This window comes from Thioalkalivibrio sp. ALD1 (assembly GCF_000381245.1).
GTDB lineage: Bacteria > Pseudomonadota > Gammaproteobacteria > Ectothiorhodospirales > Ectothiorhodospiraceae > Thioalkalivibrio.
Window position 1 is genome coordinate 129,592 of the sequence record NZ_KB906241.1, and the last position, 15,723, is coordinate 145,314.

General features: G+C 65.3%; 18 protein-coding genes. 9 read left to right on the forward strand and 9 right to left on the reverse strand.

Features of this window, described 5'->3' with window-relative positions; genetic code table 11:
• Window positions 1-393: 393 nt before the first annotated feature.
• From cysQ to F623_RS0100640, 3 genes are read right to left on the reverse strand one after another with little or no spacing between them, the layout of a single operon-like run.
• On the reverse strand, window positions 394-1,227 hold the full coding sequence (gene cysQ / locus F623_RS0100630; protein ID WP_018861242.1) for a 3'(2'),5'-bisphosphate nucleotidase CysQ: 834 nt from the start codon (window positions 1,225-1,227) through the stop codon (window positions 394-396).
• Between the two features lie 55 nt (window positions 1,228-1,282).
• Window positions 1,283-1,828: an ADP compounds hydrolase NudE gene (nudE, locus tag F623_RS0100635; protein ID WP_018868189.1), complete on the reverse strand. Its 546-nt coding sequence runs from the start codon at window positions 1,826-1,828 to the stop codon at window positions 1,283-1,285.
• A gap of 7 nt (window positions 1,829-1,835) precedes the next feature.
• Window positions 1,836-2,549 carry a hypothetical protein gene (locus F623_RS0100640; protein ID WP_026278628.1) on the reverse strand — a complete coding sequence of 238 codons (714 nt, stop codon included), beginning with the start codon at window positions 2,547-2,549 and terminating at the stop codon, window positions 1,836-1,838.
• A gap of 89 nt (window positions 2,550-2,638) precedes the next feature.
• Here F623_RS0100640 and F623_RS0100645 point away from each other — a divergent pair, with 89 nt between their 5' ends.
• A complete protein-coding gene (locus tag F623_RS0100645; RefSeq protein ID WP_018861239.1) occupies window positions 2,639-3,322 on the forward strand; it encodes an HAD family hydrolase in 684 nt (227 codons plus the stop codon).
• Here the strand turns inward: F623_RS0100645 and F623_RS0100650 are convergent.
• The gene (locus F623_RS0100650; protein ID WP_018861238.1) at window positions 3,315-3,554 is read right to left on the reverse strand and encodes a hypothetical protein; all 240 of its coding nucleotides are present in this window, start codon (window positions 3,552-3,554) and stop codon (window positions 3,315-3,317) included. The genes F623_RS0100645 and F623_RS0100650 overlap by 8 nt on opposite strands.
• The gene (locus F623_RS0100655; RefSeq protein WP_018868188.1) at window positions 3,551-4,204 is read right to left on the reverse strand and encodes a 7-cyano-7-deazaguanine synthase; all 654 of its coding nucleotides are present in this window, start codon (window positions 4,202-4,204) and stop codon (window positions 3,551-3,553) included. Before F623_RS0100655 ends, F623_RS0100650 begins: the two co-directional genes overlap by 4 nt.
• Before the next feature lie 44 nt (window positions 4,205-4,248).
• On the opposite strand from F623_RS0100655, the gene F623_RS0100660 reads away from it, so the two are divergent.
• Both F623_RS0100660 and F623_RS0100665 read left to right on the forward strand, forming a co-directional pair.
• Window positions 4,249-4,722 (forward strand): TerB family tellurite resistance protein, encoded by a 474-nt coding sequence (locus F623_RS0100660; RefSeq protein ID WP_018861236.1) that lies wholly within the window; start codon window positions 4,249-4,251, stop codon window positions 4,720-4,722.
• A 15-nt stretch (window positions 4,723-4,737) separates the two neighbouring features.
• Window positions 4,738-5,400, forward strand: a complete 663-nt coding sequence (locus F623_RS0100665) for a sulfite exporter TauE/SafE family protein (protein WP_018868187.1) — start codon at window positions 4,738-4,740, stop codon at window positions 5,398-5,400.
• Window positions 5,401-5,430: 30 nt separating this feature from the next.
• Here F623_RS0100665 and F623_RS0100670 read toward each other — a convergent pair whose 3' ends face one another.
• The 4 genes from F623_RS0100670 to ppsA form a co-directional block, all read right to left on the reverse strand.
• Entirely contained in the window at window positions 5,431-5,883 is a 453-nt protein-coding gene (locus tag F623_RS0100670; RefSeq protein WP_018861234.1) for a DUF4426 domain-containing protein, read from the reverse strand.
• Between the two features lie 146 nt (window positions 5,884-6,029).
• Window positions 6,030-6,593 (reverse strand): YggT family protein, encoded by a 564-nt coding sequence (locus tag F623_RS0100675; protein WP_018861233.1) that lies wholly within the window; start codon window positions 6,591-6,593, stop codon window positions 6,030-6,032.
• Between the two features lie 108 nt (window positions 6,594-6,701).
• On the reverse strand, window positions 6,702-7,526 hold the full coding sequence (locus F623_RS0100680) for a pyruvate, water dikinase regulatory protein (protein ID WP_018861232.1): 825 nt from the start codon (window positions 7,524-7,526) through the stop codon (window positions 6,702-6,704).
• A 3-nt stretch (window positions 7,527-7,529) separates the two neighbouring features.
• Window positions 7,530-9,890 carry a phosphoenolpyruvate synthase gene (ppsA, locus tag F623_RS0100685; RefSeq protein WP_018861231.1) on the reverse strand — a complete coding sequence of 787 codons (2,361 nt, stop codon included), beginning with the start codon at window positions 9,888-9,890 and terminating at the stop codon, window positions 7,530-7,532.
• Between the two features lie 104 nt (window positions 9,891-9,994).
• Between ppsA and F623_RS0100690 the strand changes: the two genes are divergently transcribed.
• From F623_RS0100690 to F623_RS0100715, 6 genes are all read left to right on the forward strand, one after another.
• Window positions 9,995-10,537 carry a RimK/LysX family protein gene (locus tag F623_RS0100690; RefSeq protein WP_051074679.1) on the forward strand — a complete coding sequence of 181 codons (543 nt, stop codon included), beginning with the start codon at window positions 9,995-9,997 and terminating at the stop codon, window positions 10,535-10,537.
• Window positions 10,534-12,084 carry an inactive transglutaminase family protein gene (locus F623_RS0100695; protein WP_018861229.1) on the forward strand — a complete coding sequence of 517 codons (1,551 nt, stop codon included), beginning with the start codon at window positions 10,534-10,536 and terminating at the stop codon, window positions 12,082-12,084. Before F623_RS0100690 ends, F623_RS0100695 begins: the two co-directional genes overlap by 4 nt.
• A gap of 1 nt (window position 12,085) precedes the next feature.
• The gene (locus F623_RS0100700) at window positions 12,086-13,141 is read left to right on the forward strand and encodes an alpha-L-glutamate ligase-like protein (protein WP_018861228.1); all 1,056 of its coding nucleotides are present in this window, start codon (window positions 12,086-12,088) and stop codon (window positions 13,139-13,141) included.
• A gap of 95 nt (window positions 13,142-13,236) precedes the next feature.
• Complete coding sequence (locus F623_RS0100705; RefSeq protein WP_018861227.1) at window positions 13,237-13,704, forward strand: transcriptional repressor; 468 nt, start codon at window positions 13,237-13,239, stop codon at window positions 13,702-13,704.
• A gap of 10 nt (window positions 13,705-13,714) precedes the next feature.
• On the forward strand, window positions 13,715-14,227 hold the full coding sequence (locus tag F623_RS0100710; protein ID WP_018868186.1) for a DNA-deoxyinosine glycosylase: 513 nt from the start codon (window positions 13,715-13,717) through the stop codon (window positions 14,225-14,227).
• A gap of 127 nt (window positions 14,228-14,354) precedes the next feature.
• A complete protein-coding gene (locus F623_RS0100715; RefSeq protein ID WP_018868185.1) occupies window positions 14,355-15,683 on the forward strand; it encodes a hypothetical protein in 1,329 nt (442 codons plus the stop codon).
• The last annotated feature ends 40 nt before the right edge of the window (window positions 15,684-15,723 follow it).

Sequence of the window (15,723 nt, forward strand, 5' to 3'; positions counted from 1 at the left end):
GCCTCTCTTCCGTCCCGAGAACCCTTCCGCAAGGGGCTGCATACGGGGGGAGAAGGTCAAGACAACGGCAATCCTGACATTCGTGGCAATGGTTGAAGGCTAGGTGTTCCCACATCTAGGCACGCTCGGCCTGCGGCCATGGCGTGCCGCGCCCGCCGGCGGGCGCCAGACCCCATGTAGGATGCCGATGAGCGCAGCGAATCGCATCAGGGTTTCCCCGGCGTCGGAACGGTGCGTTTCGCTACGCTCAACAGCACCCTACAGCGCGGGACTTTTGGCAGGCGGTGGACCGAAGGCACCGTAAACTCCAGAGGCCGAACCAAGCCCAGCCTCAGCGACGCTGAGGGCCAACCAGGGCACATCAAGGCCCGCTAGCTGGTGGGCGGGAGAAGGCTAGTCGTCGGGGAGGCCGAGGCGGCGCAGCCAGCGCGCCGGATTGCCGGCGCAGACCAGAAACTCGGGATTGAGCATGCTCTCCTTGGTGTTGTAGCGAAGCTCCTGCCCGCGGAGGTCCGTCACATGCCCGCCCGCGGCCCGCACTACCGCGTGCGCCGCCGCGGTATCCCACTCGCTGGTAGGCCCCAGCCGCGGATAGATGTCCGCGGCCCCCTCGGCCACCATGCATAGCTTCATCGAGCTGCCCAGACTCACCAGGTCGTGCGGCCCCAGGCGTTCGAGCACGGCATTCAGCCGCTCGGCCCCGTGCGAACGACTGCCTGCCACCAGCGGGTGCTCGGTGTCGATACGGTCGCGCGCCACTTCGATGGTGCGCGGGGCCTCCGAACCATCACGCCGGATGGCGCCGCCCCCGGCGTGGCCTGCGTACAGCCGCTGCAGGACCGGGCTCCAGACCACCCCCATCAGCGGCTCGTGCTCATGAATCAGAGCGATATTGACCGTGAACTCGCCCGTGCGCTTCACGAACTCGCGGGTACCATCGAGGGGATCGATCAGCCAGTAGGTCCGCCACTGCTGGCGGCGCTCGAACGGGACATCCTGCCCCTCCTCGGACAGCACCGGCCACTCCGGCGCAATTTCGCGCAGCCCCTGTGCGATCACGCGGTGCGCGGCCAGGTCGGCCTCGGTCAACGGGGAACGGTCATCCTTCTCGGTGACCGCGAAGCGGGTCTCGTAGATCTCGAGGATGGCACGGCCAGCATCCTCGGCTAGACCACCCACTTCCTGCATCAGGGCGGTCAGGGCCGCGTCCCTGGGCGGTTCGATCATTGGGGATCCTTTCTGTCGGGTGGTACGGGATGCGCGTACCTTGGCAGAACCCGGCTCAGGCGTCGAGAAAATCACGCACCATGTAGAGCGCCGCGATAGAGCGCGCCTCGGTGCAATCCTCACGGGCGACCAGTTCACCCAGCCGGTCCAGTGACCAGGGGACGACATCGATGGCCTCCGGCTCGTCACCCTCTGCGCCCTGGGGGTAGAGGTCCTCCGCGACAATGAGGTGCGTCTCGTGCGACATGTAGCCGGGCGCGACGGTCAACGCGCCGAGGTGGGTCAGGCGGTGACCGCCATACCCGACCTCCTCCATGATCTCGCGGTTAGCGGCGACCAGAATGTCTTCGCGTGCCTCGATGCGGCCCTTGGGCAGTCCGAGTTCGTAGCGGTGGGTACCGGCCGCGTATTCGCGGATCAGCAACACGGTTCGATCGGCCTGCACCGGGGCGACGATGACCGAGCCGTATCCTCGACTGATCAGGCGTTCAAAGCAGGTACGTGCCCCGTTGCTGAACTCAAGATCCAGCTCCTCGACCTCGAAAAGCCGACTACGGGCGACCGTGCGACGACTCTGGACATCCGGTTTGTCTCGACTCATGCGTCCTTCATTCGGCGTTGCGCAGGCGTACCTGGGTTCTCAGCTCGCCCTCGAACAGGGTGTCGAGGATGATGCCATGATCGGACTCGACGACCTCGAAACCGTCCTGAGCCTCGGGCCGGGTGTCCTCGAGACGCAGATCCAGGTCACCCCAGTTCACGGCCATGGTCACCCGCATGGGGAAATAGCCGTCGAGAAAACGCCGCACGAACGGACCGTTCTCCATCTTGTAGATGCCATCCCCCTCATGTTCGATCACGCGCATGCGCGCCGTGATGCAGACCTCGGAGCCCTTCTCCACTCCGCGCAGATCGACGCGATCACCCAGCGCCTCGGCGCGGTCGATATTCGTTGTGGATTCGACCTGAAGGTCATCGATTCGCTCCTCATTGTATACAATCACCATGCGCCGGATCGGCGTAATGTCGTTATGGCACTGGCGTAATTCCACCCAGCCGTCCTCCAGCGAAGACTGGCTCAGCGTGATCTGATTCTGGTGGTGATGGGGAACCTTCTCTGGCTCCTCGGTCAGGAACTTGAGATCGGGGCTGGTCGTCTGGGTCTCGTCCGGCGACACGGTCTCGCCCCACAGGCTGTCGTCCTCAAAGGGGTCGTAATCGGGGTCGTCCGGATCCATCGCCTGTGCGGAAAGCGGCAGCAGCGCCAGAGAGGCCAGCGCCAAAAACAGGGGACCGGGGGTCAGACGGTATTCGGGTACTATGGAGGCCATCGCAATTCACCCTCTTTGAGGTTCCGTTCGCTGTGGACCCCAAAAACCCCGAAAAAAATCCGAATCCGCAGGAATCATCGGTGCATGTCGACTGGTCGCACATCGACACGGTGCTGTTCGACATGGACGGCACGCTGCTCGATCTGCACTTTGACAACCGCTTCTGGCGCGAGCTGATCCCCGCCGAGTACATCCGCTGCCAGCCGGACGACCCGGAGTGCGCCCGCCGGCGCCTGGAAGACGAGATGCAGCGCGTGCGCGGCAAGCTCGAATGGTACTGCGTGGACCACTGGACCCGCTTCACCGGGCTCGACGTGCTGGGGCTGAAGCGCGAACTGGCCCACCACGTCACGATCAAGCCGCATGCCGAGGCCCTGCTGGACGCCCTGCAGCGTAGCGGTCGTCGACGCGTCCTGGTGACCAACGCCCATCCGAAGGTCTACAACTTCAAGCACCAACTCACGCGGATCGGGGACCACCTGGACACAATCGTCTCTGCCCACGATCTCGAGTGTGCCAAGGAGGACACCGACTTCTGGGAACGCCTGCAGCGCGTGGCCCCCTACAATCCGGCCCGCACACTGCTGGTCGACGACAACCTGCTGGCCCTGGCCAGCGCAGCGCTGCAGGGCCTGTCCGAGCTGCGCGGCATGCGCTACCCGGACGAACGCGGGGAGCCGATGGACTCGCGGGATTTCCTGCTGCTGGAATCACTGGCCGACCTGCTGCCCGGGCTGCCGGGCCGGTCACGGCCCGCTACTTGACGGGAGTCGGAAGGTTGCGGATCAGATCCAGCCGGATCTGTACATCGCGGCCATCGCACTCGCCGTCCAGCCAGTGATACCCGTCCGCCTCGCGGACCTCGCGCGGGATCACCTTGCCCCACCACGCCTGACTGGAATCGGGCTCGGCCCAGTTCAGCTGCAGGGTCTCGCCCGTGAGGATGGCGATCTCCAGGCGCTCGATCACATGCTTGGGAAGAACGGACTCGGTCATCGGGGTGGTTCGCGGTAGCTGGTCGGATCGGGCACGCTCGCCGCGGCAAAGGCCGCGCGACGCGCCTGGCACTGCGGGCAGCGTCCACAGTGAAGTGATTGTGCCAGAAGGCAGCTCCAGGTGCGGGACCAGTCGATCCCCAGCGGATCGGTGTCGCGGATGATCTCGGCCTTGGACCGCTCGATCAGCGGGGCCTCGATCGCCAGCCCCGGTACCAGCTCGTCCGCCAGCGTCGCGAGATGCCCGATAAAGGAAGGGCGCGAGCCCGGGCCATGCCCCTGGTCCTCGCGATTGAGGGCCAGCAGGATGCGCCCCGCTCCCTGGTGCTCGGCGAGATTGATCGCCAGCGCCAGCACCAGCAGGTTGCGCTGCGGCAGCGGCACATGCGCGACCCACTCCGAACGCCTGGCAAACGCCTGTCGCAACGCGCGCAGATCCATCTCGACGGGCTCGACACCACAATCCGCGCCCAGGGCGCGGATCGCGGCCCGCTCGCGCTCGGCATTGCGCTGGCCATAATCCACCCACAGGGCGCGCAGCGACCGGGTCTGCGCATGCTGTTGCACCAGCAGGGCGCTGCTCTCGATACCGCCGGACAGCAGGAGCAGATCGGGGGGCGCTTCGCCCGTGTACTTGTCCGTAGCGTGCATTCGGGCACCATACGCAAAGCACCCGCCTGCAGAAAGGAGCCCCGATGATCGACGAACTGCGCCGCCACTGGCAGCGCCTGATGCGCACGGATCTGAGCGACGACGAATCCGGCGACAACGAACACCGCCTGGAGCGCGCGGCGGCCGCGCTGATCATGGAGGTCTGCCGCGCCGATTTCGAACTGCACGAGGTTGAACTCGACTCCGTGCGCGCCAGCCTGATCGAGCTGTTCGAACTGGATGCGGACACCGCTGACGGCCTGCTCGAGATCGCCCGCGAGAAGAGCGACGAACTCGTGTCGATCCACCCGATGGTGCGCGAGGTCAACGCGGCCTTCGACGCCGGCCAGAAGGCTGACATCATGCGCGCGCTGTGGCGCGCCGCGTGGGCCAATCAAGACCTGCACAAGCGTCAGGAGGCCGTGATCCGGCACCTGGCCGATCTCCTGTATGTCCCGCACTCGACGTTCATCCGCACCAAGCACGAGGTCCTGGGTGATGCCGCCGACCCGGACTGACAGGAAGGGGAACTGATGGGTGACCCGGGCACACTGCTTGCCGCCCTTGCGGTGGGCATCCTGGGAGGTGTTCACTGCCTCGGGATGTGCGGCGGCATCGTGGGCGCGATCTCGCTCGGGCATGGCCGCCGGGGTCCGGGGTTTGACCTGCTCCTGGCCTACAACCTCGGGCGCATGGGCAGCTATGTGATCGCCGGGGCCCTCGCCGGCTGGCTGGGTGCCACCCTGCTGGGGGGGCTGCCGGCCGGGCAGGCGATCCTGCAGGGGTTTGCCGCAGCCTTCCTGATCCTGCTGGGGCTGTACATCGGCGGCTGGTGGCCGGTCCTCGCACGCCTGGAACAGGCCGGCGGCGTGGTGTGGCGTCGTATCGAGCCGCTGGGAAGGCGATTGCTACCGGTGCGGCATGCCGGCCAGGCGCTTCTGGTTGGCGGGCTGTGGGGCTGGCTGCCCTGCGGGCTGGTCTACAGCGTGCTGGCCTGGTCGCTCAGCGCCGGCGGAGCCACCGAAGGTGCGCTGCTGATGGCGGCCTTCGCGCTGGGTACGCTGCCAAACCTGCTGCTAATGGGAGTTTTCGCGGCGCGCATGGCTGCGTTTGTTCAGCAGCGCTGGGTTCGAACCCTGGCGGGAACCGCGATCCTCCTCTACGGCGGCTGGATGCTGTTGCGGCTGGCAATGTAACCCCCGCCACCTGGCGGGGGTACGCTTGACTCAGTCGGCGAAGAATTCGCGACTGAAACTGATGGGCAGGGCCCGCTCGCTGCCTTCCGGCGTCACCTCGAGCGCGAACTCAAGGGTCTCGCCGCGGCGAACGGTCACCTCGGAAAGCTGATAGATGGCATCGCCATCCTGAATCTCCCGAAAGCGCAGATTGCGCATCTGGTCGTTCATGTTGGTCGCAGTACCGCTAAGATTCGCGGATACGGCCTTCAGCCCGTCATCGGTGCGCTCCATCACGGTCACGTTGACCATTGCGCGGTTGGCGCTGCGGCGCACATCGTAAGCCTGAGCGACCTCGGGGGAGAGGAAGGTGGTATTGATGACGTTGTAGTAGACCACGTAGTTATCAAACTCCGCCTCGTTGGCGGACGCCATCGAGCTGCCGAGAACAACCGCCGCCAGGGCGACGATGAAGCCGGTGATGACCCGATGCACTTTTACCATGGCTGACTCCTCTGCCGTTGAGGGTATAAGGGGGTAGCCCACCACCACCAAGGCGGATGGCACCACACCCTGTCTTCGAGTCTAGCGCCTTTTCGTGCGGATGAAACCGGCAAAACAGGAGGGTTTCCGGGTCTGGATGATCTCGATCAAAAAGAGCGCACGAGAATCAGCAAGATGTACAACCCCACCAGGGCGACCATCGGGGAAAAATCAATCGCGCCGGCCCGCGGCAGGGTCCGGCGAAGGGGGCCGAGAATGGGTCGATTGACGTCGCCGACCAGTCGCAGGATGGGGTTGTGGCCCCCACCACCGCCGCCAGCCTGAATCCAGCTCATCACGACCTCGACAATCAGGGCGATGATGAACACCCAGATCACGGTGGTCAGGACCTCGCGGATGGCGACGTAGAAGATCACGCCAAGCCCCACATCTGCCCCGAGGATCGCCGCACGCAACCACAATTCGACGCACTTGAGCACGACAATCAGCACGATCGCGGCCAGATCGACCCGACCGACCGAGGGGATCACCCGTCGCAGGATGCGCAGCGGCGGGTCGGTCAGCATCACGATCGTCTGCGAGATCGGGTTGTGGTATTCCGCCCGCACCAGCCCGAAGATCGTGCGCAGGATCAACAGGATGATGTAGATCCCGAAGACGACGCTGATCAGGAAGATGGCGATCTCTTGTCCGGGTCCGGCGGCGTTCATGCGGGCTCCTTGCTGCAGTTCGACGGAAAGTCCGCGACATTCTCCGGCATGCCCGACGGGATGCCAAGGGAGGCGCTGACTGAATCCAGCGTTCTTCCGGGGACTCGCTCAGTTACCCTGAACCCGGTCCAGGGTATCGCGCACCTGGGTCGCGATCTCCTCGATGGACAGCTCGGTGACATCCAGGTGGGGGATGCTCCAGGTTTCGAGAAACTCCTGAATCGCGGTGCATTCCGCCCGACACTGGTTGAGGCTTGCGTACTGACTCCCTGGCCGGCGGCCCTCGCGGATCTGGGACAGGCGCTGGGGGGTAATGGTCAGGCCAACCATGCGCTGGCCAAGACCGCGCAGGCTACGCGGCATGTGCGGCGTGTCGTCCTGACCCAGATCCTCGGGCACCAGCGGATAGTTCGCCGCGAACAGACCGTAGTTCATCGCCAGATAGAGACTGGTGGGCGTCTTGCCCGAGCGCGAAGCGCCCAGCAGCACCACATCGGCCACGGACAAATCCTGGGTGGACAGGCCATCGTCGTGCGACAACGTGTAGTTCAGGGCCTCGATGCGTCGGTCGTAGCGCGTCACATCCCCCATGCCATGAGCGCGTCCGGATACCGATTGGGCCGGGACGCCAAGAATCTCCTCCAGTCGACTGACTTGCTCACCGAACACGTCGATAACCGGAACCGGGCTGTGGCGCAGATCCTGGCGCAGGTCGGCGTTGGCCAGAGTGGCCACCACCACCGCCGGCTGCGGCCCGGCCTCGACACGCGCAAACACGCTGGACAGCCGGCCCGGGGTCTGCACAAAAGGCAGCCGGTGCCAGGCCGGGGCCAGGTCCGGGAACTGCGTGAACAGCGAGCGCGCCAGCGTCTCCGCGGTGATCCCGGTCCCGTCGGAGATCAGATATACCTGCGGGCAGCTCGGATCCGCCATGAGCTATTCCCTCACCTTCGCCAGTTGCTCCCAGGTGGAGAGTAGCGCATCCGGGTTCAACGACAAGGAATCGATGCCTTCGTCCATCAGCCACGCGGCCATCTCGGGGTAGTCGGACGGGGCCTGTCCGCAGATCCCGACGTACTTGTCGACATCCTTCGCAGCGCGGATTGCCATGGTCAGCAACGCCTTTACCGCATCGTCGCGCTCGTCGAAGGAATCCGCCACCAGGCCGGAGTCACGATCGACCCCCAGGGTGAGCTGCGTCAGGTCGTTGGAGCCGATCGAGAAGCCGTCGAAGTGCTCCAGGAAGCGCGCCGCCAACAGGGCGTTCGACGGGATCTCGCACATCATCACGACCTTCAGACCATTCTCGCCCCGGCGCAGCCCCTCCTCGCCGAGCACGCGAATCACGTCCTCGGCCTCGGTCAGCGTACGCACGAACGGGACCATGATCTGCACGTTCTCGAGCCCCATCTCTTCGCGTACGCGGCGCAGGGCCTCGCACTCCATCGCAAAGGCGGGGCGGAAGGTGTCGGAGCGGTAGCGCGAGGCGCCGCGGAACCCGAGCATCGGGTTCTCCTCCTCCGGCTCGTAGCCCGAACCCCCGATCAGATGGGCATATTCGTTGGACTTGAAGTCCGACAGGCGCACGATCACCGGCTCCGGGGCGAAGGCCGCCGCCAGTGTGGCGATGCCCTCGGAGAGCTTGCGCACGAAGTACTCGCGCGGGCCGTCGTCGAACCCGCGCAGGCGCTCGGCGATACGCTCCTGCACATCGGCATCCAGCCGCTCCGGGTCCTCGGCATAGTCCAGCAGTGCCAGCGGATGGACGCCGATGGTGCCGTTGATGATGAATTCCAGCCGCGCGAGCCCGATCCCGGCATGCGGCAGCTGCGAGAAGGCATAGGCACGCCCCGGGTTGGCGACGTTCAGCATCAGCTTAACGGGCAGCTCCGGCAGCTCGCCGACATCGGTCTTCTTGACCGAGTAGTCGAGCCGACCGGCGTAGACATGGCCATCGTCACCCTCGGCACAGGAGACGGTGGCCTCCATGCCATCGGACAGCGCCTCGGTCGCATCGGCGCAGCCGACCACCGCCGGGATCCCCATTTCGCGGGCGATGATCGCCGCGTGGCAGGTGCGCCCGCCGCGGTTGGTCACGATCGCGGCGGCACGCTTCATCACCGGTTCCCAGTCCGGGTCGGTCATATCCGCCACGAGGATGTCGCCCTCCTCCATGGTGTGCATGGAATCCGGCGAATCCAGCACGCGCACGACACCGGCGCCGACCTTCGAACCGATCGCCCTTCCAGTGACCAGCGGCGTCTCGCTGTGCGGGGCCAGCTCGTAGCGCTCTCCCGCACCGAGCTCGACGCGGCTCTCCACCGTCTCCGGGCGAGCCTGGACGATGAACAGCTCGCCGGTCTCGCCGTCCTGGGCCCACTCGATATCCATGGGCCGGCCGTAGTGCTGTTCGATCGCGACCGCGAAGCGGCCCAGCTGCTCGGCATCGGCATCGCTGAGGCAGAAGCGCTCGCGCAGGTCCCGCGGTGTGTCTTCGGTGCGTGTGCCGCCCTCGTCCAGGACCATGCGAATGGCCTTGGTGCCGAGGGTGCGGCCGATGATCGCCCGCTTGCCGGCCGCGAGGGCCGGCTTGTAGACCTGATACTCGTCCGGATTGACCGCACCCTGCACGACCGTCTCGCCCAACCCCCAGGCCCCGGTGATAAACACCGCGTCACGGAACCCGCTCTCGGTATCGAGGGTAAAGATCACCCCGCTCGCGCCGACATCGGAACGCACCATGCGCTGCACCCCGGCGCTGAGGGCGACCTCGTCGTGGGCGAAGTTGTTGTGCACGCGGTAGGCAATCGCACGGTCGTTGTAGAGGCTGGCAAAGCACTCGCGCAGTCGGGCGAGCAGCGCATCGATACCGCGCACGTTCAGAAACGTCTCCTGCTGCCCGGCAAACGAGGCCTCGGGCAAGTCCTCGGCCGTGGCCGACGAGCGCACGGCGACGGGCACGTCATCGCCCAGCTTTTCGTAGTGCTCGCGCACCTCTTGTTCCAGTTCGTCCGGCAGTGGCGCCGCCTCGATCCACCCACGCACCTCGCGCCCCGCCTCACGCAGGGCCTCGATGTCGTTGATGTCGAGATCGGCCAGGCGCTCCTTGATCCGGGCAGCGAGGTTCTCGTGCTCCAGATGCGCGCGGAAGGCGTCGGCCGTGGTCGCGAACCCGCCGGGCACGCGCACACCCGCCCGCCCCAACTCACGCAAAAGCTCGCCCAGGGAGGCGTTCTTGCCCCCCACTTTGGCCACATCGTCCATACTCAGATCGTCGAGATCGACTACCCAGCGCATTGCGCCTCCAGAAAAGGTTTGTGAACTGTCTAACACGGGTTAGTGACGCCACTGGGATAGACTGAATCTATTTTTGACCCCATACCTGAGGAGGCCACGTGTCCATGCGTCAAACCCTTTCATCCAGCTTAACGAAAACCGCCCTCGGGGGAGCGCTGCTCGGCTTGACCCTTGCCCTGGCCCCCGCTCACGCCAAGGACGACCCCTCTTCGCTGGCCATTCTGGGCACGGTCGAAGACGTCAAGATCCCGGCCGAGGGCATTGTGCTGGAGGCACGCCTGGACACCGGCGCGACTTCGTCGTCGTTGAACGCACTCAACAAGGAAAAGTTCGAACGCGACGGCGACGAGTGGATCCGTTTCGACGTCGTCGACCCGGATGACGAAGATGCCTACATCACCCTCGAGCGCCCGATCGAACGCAACGTCCGAATCCGCCAGCACAGTGGCGAAAGCCAGGAGCGTCCGGTGATCTCGATGGAGTTCTGCATCGGTGATCAGCGCATCAAGGGCGACACGACCCTCATTGACCGCACTAACCTCACGTATCAGGCCCTCATTGGCCGCACCCACCTCGCCGGACATATTCTGGTCGACTCTGGGGCCGAACATACACATCGGCCCGATTGCGGAGACGAGGATTCGTGAAACGCTTTCATCTCCCGATTCTGATCGTGCTGTTGAGCACGATCGGACTCGGGATCTTCGCCTACAAGGTCATCGCGCTGGACATGCCCGTCATGCCCGGGGCATCGGCCGAGACCTGGCAGGTTGAAGCCCGGGTCCGGTATCAGCCCACGGGCGGTGCCGCCAATGTGCAACTGCGCATCCCGGACCGCTTGCCCAATTTCGCCATCCTGGACGAGAACTTCGTCTCGCGCGGCTACGGCCTGAACACGCTGCGTGGCCAGGATGACCGAATCGCGCAATGGACAACACGCCAGCCGAGCGGGGAGCAGGTGCTGTACTACCGCGCCACCCTCTACCGCGACGGCGATGACCGTTCCGATGCCGACTACCCCGGCCCCGTTGCATCCCCCGAATGGACCGAGCCCTACCGCTCCGCGGCGGACGCACTGATCGAGGACGTCCGCAGTCGCTCGTCCGATATCCAGACCTTCGCCTCGGTGCTGGTGAACGATCTCGCCCACGCCGCGCCCGCGTCGAATGCTGCGGTATTCGCCGATGACAACGGCGATCGCGCGAGACGCAGTGAGACCCTGATTGAGCTCCTGGCCACTGCCCGAATCCCCGCGCGCATTGTGACGACCCTGCATCTGCGCGACGGCCGCCGAGACATACGCCCGGAAACCTGGATCGAGGTTCACAACACACGGCGATGGGTTCCCATCCACCCGCTAACGGGCGAGATCGAATATCCCAACGACGTAGTCGTCTGGGCCCATGGATCCACACCACTGCTGGAGGTCTCCAACGGACGCGACGCAGAGGTCCGCTTTGCCGTCTCGCGAGGCGTGCAGGACGCCCTGACCACCGCGCAGCGATTCGGCGAGACTGTCAACGCTCAGTTCATGGAGTTCTCCACCCTGAACCTTCCCCTGGGAACCCAGAACACCTATCGCGTGCTGCTCATGGTGCCCCTGGGAGCCATGATTATCGTGTTCCTGCGCAACGTAATCGGGATCCAGACTTTCGGTACCTTCATGCCGGTACTGATCGCGCTGTCGTTTCGCGAGACACAGCTGCTGGCCGGGATCATCCTGTTTACGCTGATTGTGTCGCTCGGCCTGGCCGTACGCTTCTATCTCGAACACCTGCGATTACTGCTCGTACCCCGGCTGGCTGCCGTCGTCAGCGTGGTCATCATGCTGATGCTCGGGATCAGCATCCTTTCGCACCAACTCGGATTCGAACGCGCGCTGGCACTGTCGCTGTTCCCGATGGTCATCCTCGCCATGACCATCGAGCGCATGTCGGTAGTCTGGGAGGAACACGGACCCTCGGATGCGATTACCCAGGGTATCGGCAGCCTGGTCGTCGCGGCGGCCGCGTATGGCCTGATGGCCAATTACCACCTGGAACACCTGCTGTTCGTCTTCCCCGAACTGCTCCTGGTACTGCTGGCGATAACCCTGCTGCTCGGGCGCTATACGGGCTACCGACTGAGCGAGCTGTTCCGCTTCGGCCGCATACAGGACGCCATGCAGTCATCGAACCGAACGGAGAATCGCTAGCATGGGCTGGCTGCCGCGGTTCGTGCTGCCCCGGACCCTACGCGAGCAGGGCATCGTCGGGATGAACGCGCGCAATGCCCGCTTTATTGCCCAGTACAATCCGCGACGTTTCTATCCCCGCGTGGACGACAAGCTCGAAACCAAGCGCCTCGCCCTGGAGGCCGGGTTGTCAGTACCCGAACTCTACGGCGTCGTCCGCTCGCATCACGAGATTCGCAAGCTCGACCGGATGCTCCGCGCCTACCCGGACGGGTTCGTGATCAAACCGGCGCATGGGGCTGCTGGTGACGGCATCCTGGTGATCAACGGATGGCGTGGAGATCGGCTGAAGCGCGCCAGCGGGCGCACGATAGAGTTGAGCGAACTGCATGACCACTGCTCCAACATTCTGTCCGGGATGTACAGTCTGGGCGGCCGCCCGGACATGGCGATGATCGAGCAGAGGGTGCGCTTTTCGTCCGCCTTCGATCAGGTCACCTACCGTGGTGTGCCCGACATCCGGACAGTCGTCTACCGGGGCTACCCGGTCATGGCCATGATGCGTATGCCCACCCAGGATTCCGACGGCAAGGCCAACCTGCATCAAGGTGCCGTCGGCACCGGCGTCGATCTGGGATCCGGAAGAACCATTGGCGGGGTGCAGTACAACCGCCCTGTCTGGGAACACCCGGACACCGAGCACACCATCGTGGGTCTGAAAATCCCCGGCTGGGATGACCTGATGCAACTGGCGGCGGGATGTTACGAGCTCAGCAGGCTGGGGTATCTGGGTGTCGACGTGGTGATTGATCAGGACCGCGGACCCTTGATCCTCGAACTCAATGCCCGCCCGGGGCTCGCCATCCAGATTGCCAATGGGGAGGGGCTCGAGAGCCGACTGCTCGCCGTCGACGCCCACCTGGTCGGACGCGAAGGCACCGAGGCACCCGAGCAGCGCGCCCACTGGGCAGCCGAGGTCTTCGCCCGCCCCGAGGCGACGGAAGCGTCCCCACCGCAAGCCGTCCCGGAGGAATTGCCCCCAGAAGGCACCAGACAGACCGTCACGGAGGCGCGCTAGGGAAACACTGACCGGAAGCTCCCGCTCCCCGGACTCAGGCCCGAGTTTGTCGCACCCCCGGGAGGCCCGCCCCACTTTTCGCTATCCTAGGGCCCATGACCACCGCACACTCCCACAGCCCGGCAGATATCGAACAGGCCCTGGCGGATGCCGAGCGCGTATGCGCCATGCGCGGGGCACGGTTGACCGAGCAGCGCCGCCGCATCCTCGAACAAATCCTGCGCACCGACGGCGTGATCAAGGCCTACGACCTGATCCATGCCCTGTCCTCGGACGACCACAGCATCAAGCCGCCGACGGTCTACCGGACACTGGCCTTCTTGCTGGAGCAGGGACTGATCCACCGCATCGAGAGCCTCAACGGCTTCGTGGCCTGCTCCCACCCTGGCGAGCGCCATGAATCGGCTCTTATGATCTGCGACGGCTGTGGCCAGATCACCGAGTTCCACACCCCCGATCCGGCCACCCAGGCACTCGAGGCCGAGGCCACCGCCCAGGGCTTTGCCATCGACTCGCGCATGGTCGAGCTACACGGGCACTGCGCGGACTGTCGCAACGCCTGACCGGCCCGCCATGGCCGCGCCCGCCACCCTCCAGGCGTTCCCTCCGGTCCTGAACACCCGCACCCGCGCGGTCGTGCTGGGCAGCTTCCCCGGCGTGGCCTCCCTCCAGGCCCAGGCGTACTACGCGAACCCGCGCAATCAGTTCTGGCCGATCATGGCCGCCATCCTCGGCGAACCCTTGCCCGATCTTGAATACCCCGAGCGCATCCACCGCCTACTCGAACACCGCATCGGCCTGTGGGATGTCTACGGCGCCTGCCAGCGCGAGGGCAGCCTGGACAGCGCCATCCGTGCCGCCGTACCCAACGACCTCACTCGGCTGACACGGGAGGCGCCGGAACTGCGCCTCGTCCTGCACAACGGCGCGGAGAGCGCGCGTCGTCTGCACGAGACCCGGGCACTCGGCGTCGAAGCCCTGCGCATGCCATCGACCAGCCCGGCCAACGCCCGATGGAGCTTCGAGGCCAAGCTCGAGGCCTGGGCCAAAGCACTGACAAGCGTCGGGATTCCCAGGCACCTGTAGCCCCTCCGGCCTCCGTCGGGGTTGCGCCCTAAAACGTTATCTTATAACGTGACGTCGCCGTGTAACGATATAACAAACCGTTCACGCCGAGGCCTTCGGCGTGCCTGTACATGTTTGGGAGTCCGTCATGCCGCACAACACGCACCTGCTCCGCCCTGCCCTGGGCGGACTGACCGCCTTGGCACTCGCCGTGCCGACCAGCGCCACCGCCCAGCAGTGGGAGACGCGCGCGGGAGACCGCAACTGGGGGCTGGACATCTCGCTGATCCTAGAGGGGATCTACTACAACGAGATGTCGCACGGGATCAGCGATCCGGCTGGCTTCTCGGACGGCCATGACCATGGTCACGACCACGGAAACGGGCATGATCACGGCTTCGACGACGGGTTCAACCTCGGACACAACGAACTGGCCTTCGAGGCCAATCTCGGCGACCTGTTCGACGGGTTCCTGATGCTCGGGTTCGACGAGGACCACCTCGACGTCGAAGAGGCCTACCTGACCACCCGGGCCCTGCCCGGCGGCTTCCAGATCAAGGCCGGCAAGTTCTTCTCCGACATCGGCTACATCAACAGCCGCCACGGCCACGACTGGGATTTCGTCGACCGCCCGCTGGTCAACGAATACCTGTTTGGCGACCACGGCCTGCAGGAAACGGGCGTCCAGGCGACCTGGCTCGCCCCGACCGAGACCTACACCAAACTCGGGGTGGAGCTCCTCCAGGGCGACAACAGCTTCATCCCCTATCAGGGCTCGGGCGGCTCGCATACCACCAACGACGGCGACGAGATTCGCTCCTCGTTCTCCAGTGTGTCGGGTCCGCGTCTGATCACTGCCTTCGCCAAGTTCGGGCCCGACCTGGGGCCGGATCATGCCATGCAGTTCGGCATCTCCGGTGGCTATGCCCGCACCTGGCAGGAAGAGACCGAACACGGTTCGGGCCTGGAGGAATGGGATGGCGATGCCTGGTTCGCAGGGCTGGACGCCGTCTACAAGTACAGCTCGGGCCGCGCCTACGGCCACGGCGACTGGCGGCTGCAGGGCGAGTACTTCTATCGCGAGATCGACGTCGACTACCAGCGTCGGGAGGACCAGACCACCATCGCCGGCAACGCCCAGGGTAGGGGCAAGGCGCGCCAGGATGGTCTCTATATCCAGGGGGTGTACGGCTTCGCACCACGCTGGGAGGTCGGCCTGCGTTCCGAGGCCCTGGGCCTGACCAACCGCGGCCTGCCCACGAACGAAGGCAGCGAGCGCAACTTTGCGGAACCCTCGTTCGGCACGAGCTACCGCCACTCCGCCCAGGTGACCTTCCGCCCCGTGGAGCCGGTATTCCTGCGCGCGCAGCTGTCGCAGAACGACTTCGTCGACGAGGACGGTGATCGCGACCGCGGGCTGGAGTTCATGCTGCAGCTGAACGTGGCGCTCGGCGCGCACGGCGCCCACCGCTTCTGATCACCCTTGCCTTGTTCAGGGCTGGCAGGACCTTCAACAC

Coding starts and splice junctions, on each gene's coding strand:
- cysQ (WP_018861242.1), bottom strand. CDS start 1,227: ATGATCGAACCGCCCAGGGACGCGGCCCTGACCGCCCTGATGCAGGAA.
- nudE (WP_018868189.1), bottom strand. CDS start 1,828: ATGAGTCGAGACAAACCGGATGTCCAGAGTCGTCGCACGGTCGCCCGT.
- F623_RS0100650 (WP_018861238.1), bottom strand. CDS start 3,554: ATGACCGAGTCCGTTCTTCCCAAGCATGTGATCGAGCGCCTGGAGATC.
- F623_RS0100655 (WP_018868188.1), bottom strand. CDS start 4,204: ATGCACGCTACGGACAAGTACACGGGCGAAGCGCCCCCCGATCTGCTC.
- F623_RS0100660 (WP_018861236.1), top strand. CDS start 4,249: ATGATCGACGAACTGCGCCGCCACTGGCAGCGCCTGATGCGCACGGAT.
- F623_RS0100665 (WP_018868187.1), top strand. CDS start 4,738: ATGGGTGACCCGGGCACACTGCTTGCCGCCCTTGCGGTGGGCATCCTG.
- F623_RS0100670 (WP_018861234.1), bottom strand. CDS start 5,883: ATGGTAAAAGTGCATCGGGTCATCACCGGCTTCATCGTCGCCCTGGCG.
- F623_RS0100675 (WP_018861233.1), bottom strand. CDS start 6,593: ATGAACGCCGCCGGACCCGGACAAGAGATCGCCATCTTCCTGATCAGC.
- F623_RS0100680 (WP_018861232.1), bottom strand. CDS start 7,526: ATGGCGGATCCGAGCTGCCCGCAGGTATATCTGATCTCCGACGGGACC.
- ppsA (WP_018861231.1), bottom strand. CDS start 9,890: ATGCGCTGGGTAGTCGATCTCGACGATCTGAGTATGGACGATGTGGCC.
- F623_RS0100690 (WP_051074679.1), top strand. CDS start 9,995: ATGCGTCAAACCCTTTCATCCAGCTTAACGAAAACCGCCCTCGGGGGA.
- F623_RS0100700 (WP_018861228.1), top strand. CDS start 12,086: ATGGGCTGGCTGCCGCGGTTCGTGCTGCCCCGGACCCTACGCGAGCAG.
- F623_RS0100705 (WP_018861227.1), top strand. CDS start 13,237: ATGACCACCGCACACTCCCACAGCCCGGCAGATATCGAACAGGCCCTG.
- F623_RS0100710 (WP_018868186.1), top strand. CDS start 13,715: ATGGCCGCGCCCGCCACCCTCCAGGCGTTCCCTCCGGTCCTGAACACC.
- F623_RS0100715 (WP_018868185.1), top strand. CDS start 14,355: ATGCCGCACAACACGCACCTGCTCCGCCCTGCCCTGGGCGGACTGACC.